Annotated in this window: 15 protein-coding genes and 1 tRNA gene; 3 read left to right on the forward strand and 13 right to left on the reverse strand. The window is 73.0% G+C overall.

Features of this window, described 5'->3' with window-relative positions; all coding sequences use genetic code 11:
- Nucleotides 1-5: 5 nt before the first annotated feature.
- From mnhG to NF338_RS04035, 9 genes are all read right to left on the reverse strand, one after another.
- Nucleotides 6-482 (reverse strand): monovalent cation/H(+) antiporter subunit G, encoded by a 477-nt coding sequence (gene mnhG, locus NF338_RS03995; protein ID WP_264029606.1) that lies wholly within the window; start codon nucleotides 480-482, stop codon nucleotides 6-8.
- Nucleotides 482-889 carry a monovalent cation/H+ antiporter complex subunit F gene (locus NF338_RS04000; protein WP_087470905.1) on the reverse strand — a complete coding sequence of 136 codons (408 nt, stop codon included), beginning with the start codon at nucleotides 887-889 and terminating at the stop codon, nucleotides 482-484. Before NF338_RS04000 ends, mnhG begins: the two co-directional genes overlap by 1 nt.
- Nucleotides 886-1,485, reverse strand: a complete 600-nt coding sequence (locus NF338_RS04005) for a Na+/H+ antiporter subunit E (protein WP_264029607.1) — start codon at nucleotides 1,483-1,485, stop codon at nucleotides 886-888. Before NF338_RS04005 ends, NF338_RS04000 begins: the two co-directional genes overlap by 4 nt.
- Nucleotides 1,482-3,080 carry a Na+/H+ antiporter subunit D gene (locus NF338_RS04010; protein WP_264029608.1) on the reverse strand — a complete coding sequence of 533 codons (1,599 nt, stop codon included), beginning with the start codon at nucleotides 3,078-3,080 and terminating at the stop codon, nucleotides 1,482-1,484. Before NF338_RS04010 ends, NF338_RS04005 begins: the two co-directional genes overlap by 4 nt.
- On the reverse strand, nucleotides 3,077-3,667 hold the full coding sequence (locus tag NF338_RS04015; protein ID WP_264029609.1) for a Na(+)/H(+) antiporter subunit C: 591 nt from the start codon (nucleotides 3,665-3,667) through the stop codon (nucleotides 3,077-3,079). Before NF338_RS04015 ends, NF338_RS04010 begins: the two co-directional genes overlap by 4 nt.
- A gap of 11 nt (nucleotides 3,668-3,678) precedes the next feature.
- Entirely contained in the window at nucleotides 3,679-6,738 is a 3,060-nt protein-coding gene (locus NF338_RS04020) for a Na+/H+ antiporter subunit A (protein WP_264029610.1), read from the reverse strand.
- A gap of 204 nt (nucleotides 6,739-6,942) precedes the next feature.
- Entirely contained in the window at nucleotides 6,943-8,016 is a 1,074-nt protein-coding gene (locus NF338_RS04025; RefSeq protein ID WP_264029611.1) for a hypothetical protein, read from the reverse strand.
- Between the two features lie 65 nt (nucleotides 8,017-8,081).
- Nucleotides 8,082-8,657 (reverse strand): dCTP deaminase, encoded by a 576-nt coding sequence (gene dcd, locus NF338_RS04030; RefSeq protein ID WP_047233554.1) that lies wholly within the window; start codon nucleotides 8,655-8,657, stop codon nucleotides 8,082-8,084.
- 108 nt (nucleotides 8,658-8,765) lie between these two features.
- A complete protein-coding gene (locus NF338_RS04035) occupies nucleotides 8,766-9,368 on the reverse strand; it encodes a TM2 domain-containing protein (RefSeq protein ID WP_264029612.1) in 603 nt (200 codons plus the stop codon).
- 154 nt (nucleotides 9,369-9,522) lie between these two features.
- On the opposite strand from NF338_RS04035, the gene NF338_RS04040 reads away from it, so the two are divergent.
- A tRNA-Gly gene (locus tag NF338_RS04040) sits at nucleotides 9,523-9,593 on the forward strand.
- A gap of 45 nt (nucleotides 9,594-9,638) precedes the next feature.
- On the opposite strand, the gene NF338_RS04045 is transcribed toward NF338_RS04040, so the two are convergent.
- The 3 genes from NF338_RS04045 to NF338_RS04055 all read right to left on the reverse strand — a co-directional run bounded on the left by NF338_RS04045 (nucleotide 9,639) and on the right by NF338_RS04055 (nucleotide 18,079).
- Nucleotides 9,639-11,069 (reverse strand): ATP-binding protein, encoded by a 1,431-nt coding sequence (locus NF338_RS04045; protein ID WP_264029613.1) that lies wholly within the window; start codon nucleotides 11,067-11,069, stop codon nucleotides 9,639-9,641.
- Nucleotides 11,070-11,200: 131 nt separating this feature from the next.
- A complete protein-coding gene (locus NF338_RS04050; protein WP_264029614.1) occupies nucleotides 11,201-12,496 on the reverse strand; it encodes an AGE family epimerase/isomerase in 1,296 nt (431 codons plus the stop codon).
- A 150-nt stretch (nucleotides 12,497-12,646) separates the two neighbouring features.
- Nucleotides 12,647-18,079, reverse strand: a complete 5,433-nt coding sequence (locus tag NF338_RS04055) for a GH92 family glycosyl hydrolase (RefSeq protein WP_264029615.1) — start codon at nucleotides 18,077-18,079, stop codon at nucleotides 12,647-12,649.
- Between the two features lie 354 nt (nucleotides 18,080-18,433).
- Between NF338_RS04055 and NF338_RS04060 the strand changes: the two genes are divergently transcribed.
- Nucleotides 18,434-18,724: a hypothetical protein gene (locus NF338_RS04060; protein ID WP_264029616.1), complete on the forward strand. Its 291-nt coding sequence runs from the start codon at nucleotides 18,434-18,436 to the stop codon at nucleotides 18,722-18,724.
- Nucleotides 18,721-19,491, forward strand: coding sequence for a hypothetical protein (locus NF338_RS04065; protein ID WP_264029617.1), 771 nt, complete (start codon nucleotides 18,721-18,723; stop codon nucleotides 19,489-19,491). The genes NF338_RS04060 and NF338_RS04065 overlap by 4 nt, the downstream gene beginning before the upstream one ends.
- A gap of 150 nt (nucleotides 19,492-19,641) precedes the next feature.
- Here the strand turns inward: NF338_RS04065 and NF338_RS04070 are convergent, their stop codons facing one another.
- Nucleotides 19,642-20,634, reverse strand: a complete 993-nt coding sequence (locus tag NF338_RS04070) for a LacI family DNA-binding transcriptional regulator (RefSeq protein ID WP_264029618.1) — start codon at nucleotides 20,632-20,634, stop codon at nucleotides 19,642-19,644.
- Nucleotides 20,635-20,755: the final 121 nt, after the last annotated feature.

Here is a 20,755-nt window from a genome sequence, read left to right on the forward strand (position 1 = left end):
CGCGGTCAGCGCCCGGGCTCGTCGACCGCCGCGGGGCCCCGGTCGTCAGGGGCCGACCCCTCGTGCGCACCCTGTCCGGCGTGCTCGGCGGTGCCCTCGTGCTCTCCGGAGTCCTCGCGCTCGGCGGCGTCCTGGTCGCGCGTGAGCTCGTCCACGACGAGCAGGTCCGTGCGCACCTTGCCGGTCCGGTACCCGGCGCGACCGACCATGTGCGCCGCGACGGGCGACGTGAGGAGCTGGAAGATCACGACGAGGAACAGCGTCGCGACGGCGCCCCACGAGCGCAGCCGCAGGCTCAGGCCCGCGAGCACGAGGATCAGCCCGAGGACCTGCGGCTTCGTCGCGGCGTGCATGCGCGCGAGCAGGTCGGGGAAACGGACGACGCCGACCCCCGCGGCGAACGCGAGGAACGCGCCGCTCAGCAGGAAGACGGCCGAGACGACGTCGGCCAGGGTGTCCCAGAAGCTGGTCGCGGGGTCCATCAGCGCACCTCCCCCTCGGGCGCCCCGCCGTGGTGCTCGGGGTCCACGGCGGAGTCGCGGTCGGCCTCCTCCGCCTCGCGGCGCGCGGCGTCCTCCGCGGCGACCTCGTCGGCCGTGCGGATGCGGCCCTCGTCCTCGGGCTCGACCGACGCGAACCGCGCGATCGTCACCGAGCCCACGAAGCCGACGAGCGACAGCACGACGAGGATCGGGATGGTGTCCGTACGGCGCGAGAACGCGGCCTCCAGCGCGATCGCCCCGACGAGCGTCGTCGTGAAGACGTCGAGCGCGATGGTGCGGTCGAGCATCGAGGGCCCGCGCTCGGCGCGCACGATCGCGAGGCTCGCACCGACCGCGAGCAGCGCGGCGGACGCGATCACGACGACGAGGTAGACGGTGTCGCTCATGCCTCGGCCACCTCTCGCTCCGACGGTTCGCGGTACAGGCCGGCGGCGCGCAGGTCCTCGTTCGACGCGAAGGCGTGCAGGACGCGCGCTTCCAGGGCGAGCGTGTCCTGGCGGACCTTCTCCACGCCGCCCGCGGCCTCGACGTCGAGCACGTGCAGGTAGAGCATCCCGGTGAGGCGGTGGGCCTCGACGACGATCGAGCCGGGCACGAGCGAGGAGAGCTCGGCCGTGATCGTCAGGTAGATGTCCGACGGGTTGCGCAGGCGCACGCCCACGACGGCGCCGCGCGGCGTGTGGCGCGGGGTGAGCGCGAGCAGGCTCACCTGGAACGACGCGACGACGAGGTCGGCGACGAAGCGCGCGACGAGCACGACGAACGGCCACGGCCGGAACTTCCCGCGCGCGGCGATCGACGGCAGCGGGAAGAACGTGATGACGGCGAAGCCGAGGATGACGCCCGCGAGGACGTTGCCCCACGACAGGTCGCCCCAGAGCATGACCCAGACGAGCGTCAGCCACAGGATCGTGCGCCACTGCGTGGTGACGCGCGCGAACCACCCGGTGGCGAGCGCGCGACGACGGCGGTGCAGGCTCATCCGTCCCCACCTCCCGTCGTGGCGGCGGGCTGCGCGTCGTCCGTCTCGCCGGTCGCGACCTCGTTCGACTCGCCCTGGCCGCGGTCGGAGTCGCCCGGGAACACGGCGTCGACGTAGGTGTGGCCGTCGAGGAGCGTGGTGGCGGCGCGCTCGGTGTACGAGTAGAGCGGGCCGGCGACCAGGGTGAGCGCGAGGCCGAAGGCGACGAGCGCCGTCGCGGGCCCGACCATGCCGCGCGGGAGGCGGGCGTCCGCGGGGATCTCGACGGGCGCCGTCTGCCAGAACGCCTTGTTCCACGCCTTGACGATCGCGTACAGCGTGAGCAGCGACGTGACGACGGACCCGACGACGAGCGCCCACGTGAGCGGCGTGCCCTGCGCGACGCCCTCCTCCAGCAGGCCCACCTTGCCGAGGAAGCCCGACAGCGGCGGGATCCCGGCGAGGTTCATCGCGGGGATGAAGAACAGGATCGCGAGCCCCGGCGCGAGCTTGGCGAGGCCGCCGAGCCGGTCGAGCGACGTCGACCCGCCGCGGCGTTCCACGAGCCCGACGACGAGGAAGAGCGTCGTCTGGACGGTGATGTGGTGCACGACGTAGAAGATCGCGGCGGCCATGCCCGGCTCGGACGCGAGCGCGATGCCGAAGATCATGTAGCCGATGTGGCTGACGAGCGTGAACGACAGGAGTCGCTTGATGTCGTTCTGCGCGACGGCGCCGAGGATGCCGACGACCATCGTCAGCAGCGCGAGCCACATGAGCACGTCGTCGACCACGCTGTCCTCGGGGAACAGCAGCGTCTGCGTGCGGATGATCGCGTAGACGCCCACCTTGGTGAGCAGGCCGGCGAACACCGCCGTGACGGGCGCGGGCGCCGTCGGGTAGGAGTCCGGCAGCCACGCGGAGAGCGGGAAGATGGCCGCCTTGATGCCGAACGCGAGCAGCAGCAGGAGCTGGATGGTCAGGGCCATGCCCGGGTCGATCTCGGCGTAGCGCTCGGAGAGCTGGGCGAGGTTCACCGTGCCCGTCGCCGCGTACGTCAGCGCGATCGCGACCAGGAACACGATGGACGACAGCAGCGCCACGACGACGTAGATCGACCCCGCCCGGATGCGCTCGCCCGTGCCGCCGAGCGTGAGGAGCACGTAGCTCGCGGCGAGGAAGATCTCGAACCCGACGTAGAGGTTGAACAGGTCGCCCGAGAGGAACGCGTTGAACACTCCCGCCGCGAGGACCATGAACGTCGGGTGGTAGATCGCGACCGGCGCCTCCTCGTCGCCGTCCGCGACACCCTGCGCGAGCGAGTAGAGCAGGACGCACAGCATGACGAAGCTCGACACGACGAGCATGAGGGCCGACAGCCGGTCCGCGACGAGGTCGATCCCGACCGGGGCGGCCCACCCGCCGACGTCGACGACGATCGGGCCGGAGTCGGCCGCGACCAGCAGCCCCACCGACGCCGCGAGGACGAGCGCGAGGGCGGCGACCGTGATGAGCCGCTGGGCGCGCGGGTGGCGCCACAGCGCGAGCGCGGCGCCGGCCGCGACGAGCGGGAGGACGACGGGCAGCGGGACGAGCGCCGCGGCGGTGAGGCTCATCGCGGCTCCTTCCCGTCGTCGCTGCGGTCGTCAGGTCGTGGGTCGTCCGGGCGTTCCGGCCGGGCGCCGTCGTCGTCCCCCGCGGCCCGGGGTGCCGGGGACGGCGGTTCCTGCCCGTCGGTGATCCCGTCGCCGTCGCCGTCGGTCTCGTCGCGGACCTCCGCGGCCTCGTCGTCCAGGCTCGCGCCGCTCTCCTCCGTGTCCGCGTCCTCGAACGCGGGGGCGTTGCGTGCGGCGTGCCGCGCGACGCGACGGTCCTCGAGGTCGTCCTGCACCTCGTCGTGGCCGTGGAGCTGCCACGACCGGTAGGCCATCGCGAGCACGAACGCCGTGATGCCGAGCGTGATGACGATCGCGGTGAGCACCATCGCCTGGACGAGCGGGTCGCTCATCTCCTCCTCGGGCGTCGTGCCGATGAGGGGCGCACCCCCGGCGCGCCCGCCCGCGACGAGGAAGAGCAGGTTCGCGCCGTTGCCCATGAGGATGAAGCCGAGCAGGACGCGCGTGAGGCTGCGCTCGAGCAGCAGGTAGACGCCCGCCGCGAAGAGCACGCCGATCGCGAGCACGAGGACGACGCTCGGGGTCATGTCGATGACGTTCACCGGCGGCCGCCCCCGATCGAGTCGGGCTCCATGGCCTCGAGCGGCCCGGTGTCCTCGCCCGGCTCGCGCCCGGCGGCGGCGCGCTCGGCGTGCCGGTCGATCTCCGCCCCCAGGGTCCGCAGGATGTCGAGGACGAGGCCCACGACGACGAGGAACACGCCGACGTCGAAGAACAGCGACGTGACGAGGTGGATCTCCCCCACCAGCGGGAGCGCGATGTCGTACGCGTCGCTGCCGAGCACGTTGCCGGTGAGCAGGAACGCGACGAGCCCGACGCCCGCGGAGAGGAACAGGCCCGTGCCGAGCAGCAGGCCCGGGTGGACCGGCGCCGCCTCGCCGAGCTCGTACCGGCCGCCCGCGAGGTAGCGCACGATGAGCGCGATCCCGACCACGAGTCCGGCCGCGAAGCCGCCGCCGGGCGCGTTGTGCCCGGAGAACAGCAGGAAGAGCGCGAACACGATCATCGCGTGGAACAGCACGCGCGTGACGACCTCGAAGATCACCGAGCGTCTCTGGGGCGCGAGCGTGCGCCCCGCGTTGAGCCACACGAGCATGCGCGGGTGGTCCTTCTCGGTGACCCCACGACGGCGCAGCGCGGCCCCCGGGTCCGCCCCGCCCTCGCTCCACACGCCGGAGCCGGACGACGTCGTGGCGGGCTTCGCTCCGGACGCGCGCAGGATCTCGCCGCTGCGGGTGCGCAGGAACACGAGCGACGCGACACCCGTGGCCGCCGCCAGCAGGACGGAGATCTCGCCCATCGTGTCCCACGCGCGGATGTCGACGAGCGTCACGTTGACGATGTTCTTGCCGTGCCCGAACTCGTACGCCTCGGCCGGGAAGTCGACGGAGATCGGCGTCGCGACCCGCGCGAGCGGCGCCACGACCGCGAAGCCCATCATGACGACGGCGACGGCCAGGCCGATCCCCAGGCGCACCCACCGGCTCGCGGCGAGCGGCCGGTTCGAGAAGTACGCGGGCAGGCGGCGCAGCACGAGCACCATGACGACGAGCGTGATCGTCTCGACCAGCACCTGCGTGAGCGCGAGGTCGGGCGCCCCGTGCAGGAGGAAGAGGACGGCGTTGCCGTACCCGGCGATGCCGACGAGGATCACGGCCTTGAGCCGGCGGCGCGAGCGTGCGGCGAGCACCGAGGCGATGCAGATCGCGGCGACCGCGACGAGCTGTGCGGGACGGTCCCACGCCTTGAGCTGCTCGGGCCACGCGGTCTGCGCGACCATGACGACCCCCGGCCCCAGGACGAGGACCACGAGGATCGCGCCCAGGTAGAACGGCAGCGAGCCACGCTGGGTGACGGCGGTGACGTCCGCCGCGAGGTCGTCGAGCTTGCGCATGACCTTGCGGTACGTGACGTCGGCCTCGGGCCCCGTCCACAGCGACGCCTGGAACCGCTCGACGCGCGCCCGCTGCCAGAACAGCACGACGCCGACGGCGAGGACCAGCACGGTCAGCGCGAGCGCGGGCGTGAAGCCCGCCCACAGGACGAGGTGCCCAGGTTCACCGACGGGGTAGGTGTCCGCATAGGGCGCGAGGAGCTCTTCGCCGAAGTGGGGCACGAGCGCGGTGGCGAGGCCGAGCACGGCGAGCACGACGGCGGGCCCCACGAGCAGGACCGGTTGGCGGTGGATGCGCGCGGGGTCGATCGGGGGCTCGTCGGCCTCGACCGCCGGGCGACGCGCGGCGGCCGCGCGCAGACCCACGTGCTCGTTCGCGCGCGCCGGCGGCGTGCCGAGGTGCGGCTTGGACGCGAACGCGCCCCACCAGAACCGGATCCCGTACGCGACCGTGAACATCGACCCGACGACGACCGCCCACAGGACCACCGTGTCGACCCAGACGGGGCCCTCGCCGTGCAGGAGCGACTCGAGCGCCGCTTCCTTCGCGACGTACCCCGCGAACGGCGGCAGCCCGATCATCGACGCGGTCGCGAGCCCGCCCGCGACCGCCGTCCACGGCAGGGCCTTGCCCACCCCGGTGAGGCGGCGCAGGTCGCGCGTCCCGGTCGCGGCGTCCACCACGCCCACCACGAGGAACAGCGACGCCTTGAACATCGCGTGCGCGCCGATCATCGCGAGCCCGGCGAGCGCCGCCCCGCGCGTCCCGAGGCCGACGAGCAGGATGATGAGGCCGAGCTGGCTCACCGTGCCGAACGCGAGCACGAGCTTGAGGTCGTACTGGCGCAGCGCGCGGTAGCCACCGACGAGCAGCGTGCCCGCGCCGAGCGCGATGACCATGGTCCGCCACACGGTCGTGTCGGAGTAGGCGGGTGCGAACCGCGCGACGAGGTAGACGCCGGCCTTGACCATCGCGGCGGCGTGCAGGTAGGCGCTGACGGGGGTCGGCGCGGCCATCGCCGCGGGCAGCCAGAAGTGCAGCGGGATGAGCGCGGACTTGCTCGCCGCGCCGATCAGGAGGCACACGATCGCGGCCGTCACCGCGCCGCCCGTGGGCGGGTCGGCGATGATCTCCGACATCCGGAAGGTGCCGCCCTGGACGCCGAGGATCACGACGCCCACGAGCATCGCGAGGCCGCCCGCCGTCGTCACGACGATCGCCTGCATCGCGGCACGGCGGCTGGCCTTGCGGTCGGCGTAGTGCCCGATGAGGAGGTAGGAGAAGACGGTCGTGAGCTCCCAGAACACGAACAGGAGCAGCATGTCGTCCGCGGTGACGAGCCCGACCATGGCCCCGGCGAACGCCGTGAGCACGCCGCCGAACCGCCGCAGGCCCTGCGCGGTAGGCGAGAAGTAGGCCGAGCAGTAGACGAGGACGAGCGCGCCGACGCCGCCGACGAGCAGCAGCATGAGCCACGACAGCGTGTCCATGCGGAACGCCAGCTCGAGCCCCAGGCCGGGGACCCACTCGACGACCTGCGTGGGGTGCTCCCCCGACATCACCCGGTCGGTCCAGGCGAGCGCGTAGACGGCCGCCGACGCCGGCGCGAGCGCCATGACGAGGAACGCCCGGCGGCCGAGGAACGAGACGAGTGCGGGCGCGCCCAGAGCCATCACGAGATGGGCAACGAGCACGTAGAGCACGGGCCGCTCCGTCCGGGTCGGGGGCGGGGTGGGCAGGCAGAGCCGGGGGTCTTGCTGGACTTGTCATCGTCGCACCCGCGGAGGGGAGACGCAGGGCACGACAGTTCACGGCGACGGCGATGCCGTGCCGAGAGTTATTTTACCGACTCCTCAGCCCTGCACGGGCCCCGCAGCCCGGACCGTGACCGATTCCTCAGTCTCCCGTCACAGATCCTCGGGATCCACGAGGAACTCGGCCTCGTCCGCGATCTCGCCCCCGACCGCGCCGTACAGCGTCCGGGTGACCTGCGCGACGACCTCCGCCGCCCGCTTGCGCGCGACCTGGTGGTCGAGCGACGGCTGCTCCTGCTGGGACTCGACCAGGTCGCGCGGCTCCCACCGCACGCGGTAGCTCACGGCGCCGTCCGCCGTCCACGGCAGGCCGCGCAGCAGCAGCGGCAGGGCCTCCTCGCCGCCCACCTCGACGGCGACGAGCCCGTCCATGCCGAGGTCGACGATCAGGCCGTAGCCGTCGAGGACGGCACCCGTCGTCAGCGCCTTGATGTCGACGTCGTCCGCGGCCGCGTGGATCGCGCGCCGCAGCGCGGGGTCCATCTTCTCGCCCGGGTAGAGCGGCAGGTCGGCGATGCCCTTCGGCGGTCCCTCGTACGACTTCCCCTCGGTCGCGAGCCGCGTGCGGGGGTTGAGCCGCGCGACGAGCGCGAGCGCGGCGTTGGGGTCCAGCCAGACGTCCGAGTACAGCGTCATGTCGATCGCGACGCCCGGGTCGGGCGTGAGGACGACGCCCGCGCCGGCCGGGTTCCCCACGTCGGTCCGCACCGACCCACCGAGGCGGCGCGCGGCCGCGACGAGGAACGCCACGACCCGCTCCTCCTCCCGCACCGGAAGCCCGCCCGGGAACGCGCGGCCGATCCCGTCGCGGTCCCCGCCGCCGGGGTAGGGGGCGTCGCCGCGCTCGCGCGGGCACACGACGTCGAACACGAGCGTCGTGCCCGGCGGCAGCCCGGTCCCGGACCCCGCGTACGGCCCCGTGACCGTGGTGTGGCGCGACGTGCGCAGCACGCCCGGCGCTCCCGGCGCCGCCGTACGGGCGGGCGGCACGAGCGGCTCGGTGCCCTCCGGCGCGACGTCCCAGCGCGCGCCCGCGAACCGCGAGAGCCCGAGGGTCTCGACCTCGTCGACGACGACGTCGGCCGGGAGCCCGAGCAGGTGCCGCGCCTGGTACGACTGCGCGGCGCCAGGCCCGTCGGGGTGCGGCAGCGGCGGGAGCGGGCTCATGCGGTGCGGTCCTCCGGTCCTCGGGTCCTGCGGGGTCGAACGACGTCCGACGCGGCGTGCCGCGCTCAGACGTCGGTGCGGTGGAAGCTCTGCCACGAGCGGGAAGCCGTCGGGCCGCGCTGGCCCTGGTAGCGGGAGCCGTAGACGCTCGAGCCGTACGGGTTCTCGGCGGGCGACGACAGGCGGAAGAAGCACAGCTGCCCGATCTTCATGCCCGGCCACAGCGTGATCGGCAGCGTCGCGACGTTGCTCAGCTCGAGGGTCACGTGCCCGGAGAAACCCGGGTCGATGAAGCCGGCCGTGGAGTGCGTGAGGAGGCCCAGCCGGCCGAGGCTCGACTTGCCCTCGAGGCGCGCGGCGACGTCGTCGGGCAGCGTCACCGCCTCGAACGTCGACCCGAGCACGAACTCCCCCGGGTGCAGCACGAACGGCTCCGCCGGGTCGACCTCGACCAGACGGGTGAGGTCCGGCTGGTCCTGCGACGGGTCGATGAACGGGTACTTGTGGTTGTCGAACAGCCGGAAGAACCGGTCGAGGCGCACGTCGATGCTCGACGGCTGGAGCATCGACGGGTCGTACGGCTCGAGCTGGACGCGCCCGGCGTCGAGCTCGGCCCGGATGTCGCGGTCGGAGAGCAGCACGGCCCCACGCTAGCCGACGACGGGGGCCGCCAGGACCGGTCGCCGAACCCTGGATCGCTCCCCGGGCAGGCGTCGCCGTGGGGAGCGGTCCAGGGTTCGGCGAAGGCGTCAGGCGCGCAGCGGGCGGCCCGTCGAGTCGACCGAGTAGTAGCCCGTCTTCGAGGTCAGGTAGAGGATGCCCTCGACGAGGCCCCAGATCGCGATGACCGGCGCAGCGAAGCCGAACGACAGGACCGACACGAGCAGCATCGTCAGGCCGATGCCCGTGTAGCCCAGGTAGAACCGGTGGATGCCGAGGCTCCCGACGAGGATGCCGAGCAGGCCCGCGGCGAGGCGCGACTTGGCCTGGGGGTCGTACGCGGGGTCGAAGCCGGGCTGCCCGTACGGGCCGGGCTGCGCGTACCCCGGCTGCTGGCCGTAGCCCTGCTGCGGGTACCCCTGCTGGGGGTAGCCCTGCTGGGGGTCGGCGCCGTAGGCCTGCCCCTGCGGCTGGCCGTACCCCGCCTGCGCGCCGGGCGTCCCGTACGGCTGCTGGCCGTAGGCGTCCCCGTAGCCCTGCGGCTGGCCGTACGCGTCACCGTAGCCGGGCTGCGGCTGGTCGTGCCCCGGCGCCCCGCCCGACGGCGTCGCCCCGCCCCCGTAGACCGGGTCGCCCGGGGCCGGGCTCCCCTGCGCGGGGTCGGGCTGCTGCTGGTACGGGTTCTCGGACAAGGCTGCTCCTCCGGCGTGCGCCGCGCACGGGCGCGGATCGGGTCGTCGTGCGGTCGGGTTCTGGCATCACCGGCGACGTCCGCTATGATCGGGGCGCGCGCTGGTTCGCCGAGGATCCTCCCAGAGGCCCCGGGGCGGACGCCACCAGCGCCGCGCGGGTGTAGTTCAATGGTAGAACTTCAGCTTCCCAAGCTGATAGCGCGGGTTCGATTCCCGTCACCCGCTCAGCACACGAGAGCCCCGCACCGGTCCGGTGCGGGGCTCTCGTCGTCATGGCCAGGCGGCGAGCAGGTCGTCGGCCGTCCACACCCGGGACAGGCGCGGGTCGTCGTCGGCACCGGCCGGGCAGACCGCGACGAGCGGGGTCGCGGCGCCGACGCCCGGCACGTGGACCGCGTCGGTCGCGAGCGCGGCGACGTCCCGCGACGTGAACGGCGTGCGGGCGTGCCACTTGATGCTCCCGACGAACGCGATGGCACGCGCGGGGCGTGCGTCCGCCGCGACGAGGTCGATCTCGGGGGTGTTGTTCCGCGGCCACCACCCTCCGACCTCTCGGGCACCGGGCCAGGTCTCGTCAGGCAGCAGCCGCGCGAGAGCCTCCCGCACCACGGGTTCGATCGCGCGACCGCGCCAGGACGAGAACGCCCCCTCGAACCGGGCGACAGCCAGGTCGGGTCGACCGCGGTCGATGTCCGGGAGCGCGGGCTCGACCATCGCGAGCCAGAACCGCAGCGCCGGGTCGGACACCCGCCAGCGCCGGTCCTTCGTCGCGGCCCGCGTGGAGAGCGGCTCGTCCGCGGCGATCACGCGCTTCTCGGTCAGCAGCCCGAGCGACCGGTCGAGCGTGGTCGGGGAGATCGATCCGTCGAGAGCCTGGAGGATCCGCGAGTGGGTCCGTTCGCCCTTGCCGCCGATCGCCGTCAGCACCAGCCGGGCGTGCGACGTGGTTGGCAGCTCGCCGTCGAGGACCCTCGTCCCGGAGACGACGAGCGCACTGGTCGGCCGCTCGTACGCACGGCGCACGAAGGCGACGGGCGGCTCCTCCGGCTGCCACTCCTGCGCGACGAGCGGCTGCCCTCCCGTGACGAGAAACGCGTCGAACGCCTCCGCTCCCGTCAGTCCCGTCATCCGGGCGACGTCCCGAGGGGAGAGAGCACGCAGCAGCATCTCCGTCGCTCGCCCGTGGAACGGCTGGTCCGGCCTCCCGAGCGCCTCCATCATCGCGAGGTCGTTCCCGAGCAGGAGCAGGAGCACGGGGCGTCGCGAGAGCTCCCGGTCCCAGACGCGCTGCAGCTCCCCGGCGCCGCCCTGGATGCCCTCGAGCAACCAGGGCAGCTCGTCCACGACGACGATAGCCGGGCTCTCGGCGGGCAGCGCGGCGGCCAGCAACCGCAGGGCAGCGGTGAGAGAGGTGGGCCTGTTCTCCTCCGCGACGGCGGCACCGGGTAGGTCCGAGCGCGCGACAGCCTCGGCGAACGCCGCGAGCTCGTCCCCCGGAGGCGCGTGTCGCGCCGCCTGGAAGTACACGGACGGGACGCCCTCCCGCTCGATGAGCTCTGTCACGAGGCGCGACTTGCCGACGCGGCGGCGGCCTCGAAGCAGCACGGCGACGCCGGTGTCCGCCCGCCCACCCGTCCGGACGACGTCCAGCTGGTGCGCGAGCTCGCGCAGCTCCGTCGCCCGTCCGACGAATCCCGTCATGAAACCCCCTCAGATCAAACCCCCACCAAGAATACTAACTTTGATGGGGGTATCAAGCGCCGAGCCCGGGGTTGCTCCTCACGGCGACGGTGACGTGGGGAACGACCCCGGGCTCGGCGGTCAGGGGGGCGTCAGCCCAGGATGCTGCCCGCGGCCTTCGCCGATGCGGCGAGCGAGCCCGTCAGGGGCAGGTCGGGGAGGATCACGGCCTGGGCGGCGTGGTAGACGTCGGGCTTGCCGACCCACGTGACGCCGTCGGGCCGGTTGGCCGTGTCGAGCTCGTGGTGCCACGAGCCGCGCTCGGGGTCGACGAGGAACCGGTCGATCCACGCCCACCAGCCTGCGGCTGCCTCGGTGAAGCGGGACTCCCCCGTGACCCGGCCGAGCACGTCGGCCGCGGCGACGGCCTCGGCCGCGACCCAGTGGTAGCGGCGCGGCTCGACGGGCACGCCGGACCAGTCGACCGTGTACACGAACCCGCCGCCGTGCTCGCCGTCCCAGCCGTCCGCGACGGCGCGGTCGAACAGCGCGACCGCGGCCTCGGTGCGCGCGCCGGGCGTGCCGGCCGCGATGTCGACCTGGAGGAGGAGACGAGCCCACTCGAGCCCGTGCCCCGGCGTCGACCCGTACGGCTTGAACGGGTCGCGCGGGCGGTCGGCGTTGTAGTCCGGCAGCGGGTTCCAGTCCGCGTCGAAGTGCTCGGGGATGCGCCAGTCGTTCTCGCTCGCCCAGCCGATCACGCGGTCCGCGATCGACGCGGCGCGGCCGAGCCACTCGGCGTCGCCGGTCGCGTCGTGGGCCGCGAGCAGCGCCTCGACGGAGTGCATGTTGGCGTTGACCCCGCGGTACTCGTCGAGCGTGGTCCAGTCGCGCGACCACTCGTCCGCGTGCATCCGGGGCCCGGGCTCCCAGAACCGCTCGTCGAGCACGGCGAGCGCGGCGTCGAGCAGCTCGCGCGCGCCGTCGCGGCCAGCGATCGTCCCCGACGCCGCGGCGAGCACCACGAACGCGTGCGCGTACGCGCTCTTGGTGCCGTCGACCGCACCCTCCTCCGTCGCGGCGAGGTCGCCGGGACGGGGGCCAGGACCGCGCGAGGACACCCAGCCGCCGTACTCCGCGTCGACGAGCACGCCCCGCAGGCCCTGCAGCGCCTTGTCCGCGAGCTCGCCCGCGCCGGGGACGCCGAGCAGGGACGAGAAGGCGTAGACGTGCGCCATGCGCGACGTGATCCACGTGTGCACCGGCCGCGCGAGGTCCGGGACGTCGTCGTCGTCGAGCCACTGCGCGGCGCCGTCCGACCGCAGCGAGGCCGCGCCGAAGTACAGGAGGTCGGCGAGCTGGTCGCGCCGCCATGCCGTGAGGTCGGCCGTGGGGTCGACCCGGGGGGCTGCTGCGGGCGAGGGCTGCTCGGACGGGTGCTCGGTCATGTCTCGGTCCTTCTCGTGCTGGGAACGTGGTGCCGCACCGGGCGCGGTGCCGGTACGGCGCGGTGCCCCGGGACGATCATCCCGGGGCACCGCCGGTGGTGCATGCTCACCTCACGCCCCAGAAGCCGGGGCGTGAGGTGGGCTCAGGGTTCAGCCGCAGGTCACGGCCGCGTAGTCCGCCGTGATCGACGCCGTCACCCCCTGGTCTCCACGGGTCGCCTCGACGGTGACGGTGCCGGCCTCGACCGACGTCGCCCGCGTCGCGAACGACTGGTAGGCGTTGGCCCCCGGCGCGACGGCCGCGAACTCCTTGGTGCCGAACGGCGTGACGAGCCGGATCGCGACGGGCGCGTCCTCGCCGTTCTCCGCGCGGACCGCGACGTACGCCTTGCCGGCGAGGCAGCGCGTGCTCACCGTGACGTCGATCGCGAGCGTCGGCTGGCCCTCGGTCACGGTCACGGGAACCTCGACCACCTGGCTGGTCCAGCCGTCGTCGACCACGACGTACGCGGTGTACGTGCCGGCCGCCGTGTAGGCGTGCGAGCCGGAGACCGACCCGTCCGCCACCGTGCCCGCGGCGACGTCGGAGCCGTCGCCCCACGTGACCGCCGCGCGGAGCTCGGCGCCCTCGCGGCCGCCGGTCACCTGGGCGAGCACCGCGTCCGTCGACTGCCCGACGGCGAGGGTCACGCCGTCCGCGGCCGTCACCTCGAGCGCGGGGTGCTCGGCGAACGTGCCGTCGTGCGCGACCGCGACCACGTGGATGCGGCCGTCGCGCGAGAGCTCGCCCGGCTGGTCCGGGAGCGTGAGGCTCACGGCCCGCTTGCCCTCGGGGAGCGTGATCGGCGCCGTCGCGAAGAACGCCGCGGGGGTGCCGGTCTGCGGGCTGCCGCCGCGCAGGCGGTTGTCCGTCACGGCGACGGCGATGTTGCCGAACACCGGGTTGCGCGCCGCGCCCGACCAGTCGCCGAGGCTCAGGTCGATGGGCTGCGACGAGCCGTCGTCGAAGGTCAGCACGCCCTGGGCCTGCTGGTTCTTCTCCGTGCCCGTGCCGATCACCGAGAGCTGCTCGGCGTCCGCGGGGACCTCGAGCTCGATGGTCTGGCCGTCGCCCGTCGCGTTGTCCGGCTGGCCGGCGGGGATCGCCGGGACGTCGAACGCGAGGTCGGTGCCGGGCACCGTGCCGCGCTCGCCCTGGACGAAGCCCTTCGCCGCGAGCTGGGCCCGGTCGAAGAACACGCCCTGGCCGTCGCACGAGCCGACGGTCGTGCCGAGGTCGCCGATGCAGACGTTGTCGTACGCACCGAGCAGCGAGCCCTCGCGCAGGAGCGAGACCGTGACGTTCGAGGAGGTCGAGACGGGCTCGATCCCCTCGCCCGAGACCGTGACGGTCACCGGGTAGACGCCCGGGGCGGCCCACGAGTGCGCGGCGTTCACCGCGAACCCGCCGAACGCGCCAGCCTGGAGCGAGCCCGCGACCGGCTCGGAGCCGTCGCCGAACGCGACCTGCACGTCGAGCGCCGACGCGTCGCCCTCGACCCCGGTGAGGGTCGCGAACGAGCCCGAGACCTCGCGCCCGGTGACCGTGTCGCGGTCCGGGGCGGCCGAGAGCGTCAGCTCGTCGGCACCGGATGCCTTCGGGTCGGCCAGGAGCTCCAGCTCGGCGAGCGACAGCGCGCCGTCACCGGCCGCGGCCGTCACGGACACCCGGTACTGCGCGAACGCCGTCGGCTCCGCGACCGTGAACGGCCGCGTCTGCAGCGCCCAGCGGAACTGCTCGCCGGACCGCTCGTCGAGCGTCGTCCAGGTCTCGCCGTCGTCGGAGCCCTCGAGGGTCCACGCGGACGGCGACGCCGTCCCGCTCGCCCCGGAGGTCAGCGTGTACGACTCCACCGTCGGCCGGATGCCGTTGCCCGCCCAGGTGATCGACGGCGTCGCCGTGGCGAACGTCGTGCGCGTCCCGGACGTGTTGTCCGTCAGCGCCGCGGCGCTCGTCGACGCGTCGCCGTCCGCGACGGTCGTCGTGCCGAGGCCCGACGTCGTCGCGTCCTGGACCGGTGCCGGGGGCTCGTCGCCCTCGGTGAGCGACGGCGGCGCGTCGTCCTCGCCGGTGCCCCAGTCGGACGGCTCCGGGCCCATGACGAAGTCCAGCGTCGCGCCGCCCGAGAGGTCGGCCTGCGAGAGCGACGTCGAGGTGCGGGCCTCGCCGTCCACCGCGAGGGACTGCACGTAGACGTTGTCCACCGAGTTGTTCTCGGCGTTGACCACGAGGTCGCCGTCCGGCAGGTGCACGGTCGCCTTGTCGAACAGCGGCGAGCCGACCGCGTACTGGTCGGAGCCGACCTGGAGCGGGTAGAAGCCGAGCGAGGCGAAGATCCACCACGACGACATCTCGCCGTTGTCCTCGTCACCCGGGTAGCCCTGGCCGATCTCGCTGCCCACGAACAGGCGGCGGGTGACCTCACGGACCTTCTCCTGGGCCTTCGAGGGCGCGCCCGCGGCGTCGTACAGCCACGGGATGTGGTGCGACACCTGGTTGCTCATGCCCCACATGCCCATGCGCACGTCGCGCGCCTCGCGCTGCTCGTGGATGCCGCCGTTGCCGGCGCCCTTCTCCGGCGTGGAGAAGAACAGGTCGAGCTTGTCCTCGAGGCCCTGCTTGCCGCCGTAGAGGTTCGCCAGGCCCTGACCGTCCTGCGGCGCGTGGAACGCGAAGTTCCAGCCGCTCGTCTCGGTGTACCCGCCGCCCCAGGCCTCGGGGTTGTAGGTCTCCGGGTCGACGGCCCACGTGCCGTCCTCGTGCCGCGGCACGAAGAAGTCGACCTCGGGGTCGAACAGCTCGACGTAGTGCGTGGCGCGCTCGAGGAAGTACGAGGACTCCTCGCGCAGCGTCTCGCGGCGCTCGTCCGGCGTGGCCGGGTCCTCCGCGAGGGCGGCGGCCATGTTGCCGATGCCGAAGTCGTTGACCAGGCCCTCCAGGCCCCACGACACGGACTCGTGCGTGGACTCCGGGGTGAACCCGAGGAACGGCGACGTCTGCAGGCCCTTGCGGCCCACGGCGTTGTTCGGCGGCGCGACGGACGCGTTGCGCAGCGCGGCGTCGTACGCCTCGAGCGCGGAGTCCGTCGGGAGCGAGCCCTTGAGGTACGCGTCCGCGAACGCGACGTCGGAGCTCGTGCCCGTCATGAGGTCGGCGTAGCCCGGGGAGGACCAGCGCGCGACCCAGCCGCCGTCGCGGTACTGCTGGACGAACCCGTCGATGAGCTCGCCCGCGAGCTCCGGGTAGAGGAGCGAGTACGCCGGCCAGGCCGTGCGGTACGTGTCCCAGAACCCGTTGTTCACGTAGATCTTGCCGTCGACGATCTTCGCGTTCGTCTGCGTGTCCGTCGCGGAGCCCGTGGTCGCGGAGACCGGGCTCGCGTACTTGTACGCCGGCGCCTGCGCCGTGCCCGTGTTCTCGAACTGCGAGTTCGGGTACAGGTTGAGGCGGTAGAGGTTGGAGTACAGCGTGACGAGCTGGTCCTCGCTCGCGCCCTCGACCTCGATGACGCCCAGGCGGTCGTTCCACGCCTGCGCGGCGGCGGCCTTGACCTCGGTGAAGGTCTTGCCCGTCACCTCCAGGTCGAGGTTCTTGCGCGCCTGGTCGAGGCTGATGAACGACGTCGCGACGCGCAGCTCGACCGTCTTGTCGGACGACGTGTCGAAGGTCGCGAAGCGCGCGTCCGCGCGGTTGCCCGCCGCCGTCCCGACCGCCGTCGGACTACGGTCGAAGGTGCCGGCGACGAACATGCGCGTACGGCCTACGGACAGGCCCGAGCCGTTCTCGACCCAGCCGGAGATCGTCCCCGTGGCCTGGTCGTACGTGAGCTTGGACGAGCCGTCCACCTTGTCCACGAGCACGTGGCCCTTGGCGCCGGGGTAGCTGAAGCGGAGCACCGCGCCGTGGTCGGTGGGCGTCGCCTCGATCGCGGACCCGTTGGTGAACGTCACCCCGTAGTAGTCCGGGCGCGCCGTCTCGTCGGCGTGGTCGAACTCGAGGCCGCGCGTCGAGAGCGTGGCGTCGGGCGTCCCGGACGCCGTCGACGGGAGGAACGTGAGCTGGTTGCGGTCGCCCATCCAGGGGCTCGGCTCGTGCGAGACGCCGAAGCCCTGGAGCACCGGCTTGTTGTTGGCGTTGTTGGCCTTGTGGTACTCGTACAGCCAGCTCTGCGAGGACGCGTTGGTGTACGGCGTCCAGAAGTTGAAGCCGTTCGGCGTCGCCGTCGCCGGGATGTTGTTCCCGCGCGAGAAGCTGCCCGACGCGAGCGTGCCGCGGCGCGTGTCCACGTAGTTGGCGAGGCTCGACCCGTCGATCGTCGCCGGCTCCGCCGTGATCGCGACGTCGTCGAGCCAGCCCGCGAACTTGGTGCCCGCGTGGCCGCCCGGGTTGTCGTAGCCCAGCAGGACCTGGTCGACGGTCTTGCCCGCGGCGACGTCGCCGAGGTCGATCCGCACGGAGTTCCACTGGTCGGCGTAGAGGATCTTGCCCTCGCCCTGCGCCTGGGCCGTCGCGACCGTCTCGTGCGCGTCGCGCGCGCCGAGGTCGGACAGATAGGTGCCGTCGGTGAACAGCACGTCCACGGACGCGTACGTCGACGGGTACTGGAGGTCGTCGAGCAGCTCGGGGAAGATCGTGTAGCTCAGGCGGGTGTCCTCGCCGACGGCGACGTCCACGTCGTCGTAGAGCACGTTGGTCGCGTAGGTCTCGCCGTCGGCGAGGTGCGAGCCGTCGTACCGCAGCGAGTGCAGGCCGGAGAACCCGACGCCCGCCTTGTTGGTGAAGTTCACGCGCGGGCCGGTGCCGACCTTGGTGTTCATGGGCGCGGCGGAGGGGCCGGCGCTCAGGTCGCCCGAGAGGTCCCACCCGGCGAGCTGCACGATGCTGTCGCCGGAGTTCGCGGTCACGTTGAGGCGCAGGTAGGTGTACGCCTCGGTGGGCTGGTCGAGCTCGAAGCTGCGGGTCTGCTGCCGGTTCGGGAAGTCCTCGTCGGTGCGCTGGTCGAGCGGGGTCCACGTGGAGCCGTCGTTCGAGCCCTCGATCGTCCAGGTCTTCGGGTCACGGCCTGCCGAGTCGTCGCCCGACGTCATCGAGTAGGCGACGAACGACACGGGCTCGGCGAACTCGTACCGGACCCAGCCGGTCGAGGCGAACGCGAGCCACTTGGTGCCGGAGCTGCCGTCGGCGAGGTTCGCGGCGCCCTCGTTCGGCAGGTTCTGGGCGCTCGCCGTGACGGCCTTGAGCTTCCCGAGCACGCTGCCGGGGAGGCCGCTCGTGAACGACCCGACGTTCGCCTGCCAGGGCGCGCCGTCGCGCTCGGCCACCGTGGTGGCGAGCGCGGCCGGGTCTCCCGACTCGAAGGACGACGAGAAGTCCCCGGGCTCCGCGGCGGCGGCGGGGGCCGCCGTGAGGGCCCCCGCCGGGGAAGCGAGAGGCACTGCGAGAGGGACGGTGAGGGCCGCGGCGAGCGCGAGGCCGAGAGGCCTCGCGCGTCCGCTCCCGGAGCGCGCGGCGGCCGCGCGTCCGGGCGGGAGGGGTCTGGTCATGCTCTCGATCTCCTTCGATCAACTGACAGCGCTGTCAGGCTGCAGGGGTGCCCCTGACAACGCGCAGGGGGGAAGCGTTGTCAGGGGCGACCCGAACCTATGTGGGAGCGACGGCTTTGTCAACGCGCGCGAAGCCTCGGGAGCGCGGCGAGGCTGGGGTGCGACGCCGACACGTGTGCGCTCGGTCCAGACCCCGGGGCAACAGGCTCGTCCACTCCACGACGTGGCCGGACCTCCGTGCGTCCGCTCGGGCAGTGGTCACAGACTTCACCCGCCGCCGCTGCTGCCACGTGAGTTCAGGAGCGGGATCCTGAAACTGCCCGGTTCGCTGAGGAACGACGGCAGGGGTGTGACATGGACCTGGAACCAAGCCGATACGGCTGCAGCGCGCACCGGCAGGGTAAGAACACCGAGGTGATCACGGCTGCGGTCAGGAGCACGTTGAAGGTCCGCTCGGCTGTGCCCCCGGTGCTGCGCGGCACCAACGTGACGAAGCGGCAGTTCGAGATCACCGTTCGCTGCCCGGGAAAGGTCGACAGCCAGCCCGACGCGCCGCACGACGTGGTCGCGAAAGGGGTCTACACCTTCCTCAAGAGCGACTGGGACGACGTCCTGTACGACCGGGCGCCGCTGGACCGGCAGTGACGACGCAACCAGATCCCCAATGGGGCGAGGCCCCCAGTCGCGACGATCTCGCCTGGGACGCGCTGGGGAACGAGCTGACTCCAGCCAAGTCGCTCGAGCGGGTAGAGGCCGCAGCAACCCGAGTCGTCGGGCAGATCGCGCTCGTGGGGACCGTCCTGGGTGCTGCCGGGCTGGTCGCCACCGTCACCGTGCTGCACGACTGGGCCGCGAAGAGCTTCGCGGTCGCCGCGGTCGTCGCTTCCTCGTTCGCCGTCGTCATCGCGTTGCTGTGCCAAGTCCTGACCTCGGCAACTCTCAACTCCGCCAACCGTCTCGAGACCAAGGCGTGGTACCGCCGTCGAGTCGTCCTGCGCGGCGTCGCGCTTCGCTGGGCCGGCCTCCTCGTCGTCGCCGCGGTCCTGTGCGCGATCGTCTCCGTACTGATCGCGGTCTCCGTCGACAGGGAGGCTCCACCTCACGTGACGGTCGCCAGGACCGTCAGCGCACCGGACGAGACCGGGAACCAGCACAGCGTCCTGGACGTCGTCGTCTCCTCAGCCGACATCACGCCAGGTACCCGGGCCTCGACGACCGTTCTCGACCAGGGCGGCACGGTCCTGGTCTCGGCCGTCGAGCACGTCGGCGCCGACGGTGCCGTCAGCCAGGAGCTCTCCGCATCCGCCGACGGCACCGACGCGTCGTTCACCGTGAAGGTGGCCGTCGGCACCTGGTCCTGCACGACGACGGCCACCGCCGAGCAGTCCACCATCGCGTGCGAGCCCGGGTAGAGCCGACAGGGCGCCCGCCGGTCAGATCGGACCTGAGCGGGCGATCGCGGGACCGCGACGGCGCGCTCGTCTCCTGATCTGCGCGCGGTCCTGTGTCGGCCACCGGGCACCCGACTCGCGGCTCAGTCCCGTGATGCGGGCCCGGGAGACCTAGGCGCCCGGGCCCGGGACCTCTCCCGTGCCGCGCACGACGAGCCGCGTGGGCACCACGACGAGGCGCGGCGAGAGCTCCGGGTTCTCGGCCCGCGACACCGCGAGCGACGCGGCCTGCCGCCCCATCTCGACGACGTCGTACCCCACGACGGTCACGTTCAGCAGGTCCGCGAGCTCGAAGTCGTCGAAGCCCACGAGCGCGACGTCCGCCTGCCCGCCTGCGGACACGCGGTCGCGCAGCGCGTGGAGCGCGCCGACGGTGATCTTGTTGTTCGCGGTGACGAACGCCGTCGGGGGTTCCGGCAGGGCCAGCAGCTCCGCCACGAACGCGCGCGCGAGGTCGGCGTCGTGGGCGCCGTCGCGCACGTAGCGCGACGGGTCCTCGACGCCCGCGCCGCGCAGCGTCGCGACGAACTCGTCGCGACGCTCCTGGAACGTCCACAGCCGCGAGACGTCCCCGACGAGCGCGATCCGCCGGTGCCCGTGCGCGAGCAGGTGCGTGACGGCGTCGCGCACCCCGCCGCGGTTGTCGATGACGACGGTGTCCGCGTCGACGCCCTGCGCCGGCCGGTCGATGAACACGACCGGCAGGCCGTCGTCGAGCTCGCGGCGCAGCGACGAGTGGTCGGTCGACGTGGGCGTCACGACGAGCGCGCCGACGCGGCGCTCGACGAGCGCCTCCGTGAGCGAGCGCTCGCGCTCGGGCTCCTCGTCGGAGCTCGTCGTGATGAGCTGGAGCCCGTGATGGCGCAGCTCGCGCTCGATCCCGCTCGCGAGCGCGGAGTAGAACGGGTTCGCGAGGTCGCCGGTGACGAAGCCGACGAGCCGCGACGAGCCGCCACGCGCCAGGTCGGCCGCCACCGCGTTGCGGCGGAACCCGAGCCGTTGCGCGGCCTCCTGCACCTTGGCCCGCGTCTGCGGCGCGACGTTGGGCTCGTCGTTGAGGACGCGCGACGCCGTCTTGAGGCTGACACCCGCGACCTCCGCCACGGAAGCGAGGGTCGGCCGTCGGCCCCCGCGCCCCGCGTGCGGGCGCGCCGCCGCCTCCGTCGAGGTGTCCGTCCCGGCGCCCGGCGCCGTGGCGGCACTCCCGCCCGGTGGGAGCGTGCCC

Source organism: Cellulosimicrobium sp. SH8 (genome assembly GCF_025818875.1).
In the GTDB taxonomy this organism is placed as follows: domain Bacteria; phylum Actinomycetota; class Actinomycetes; order Actinomycetales; family Cellulomonadaceae; genus Cellulosimicrobium; species Cellulosimicrobium cellulans_D.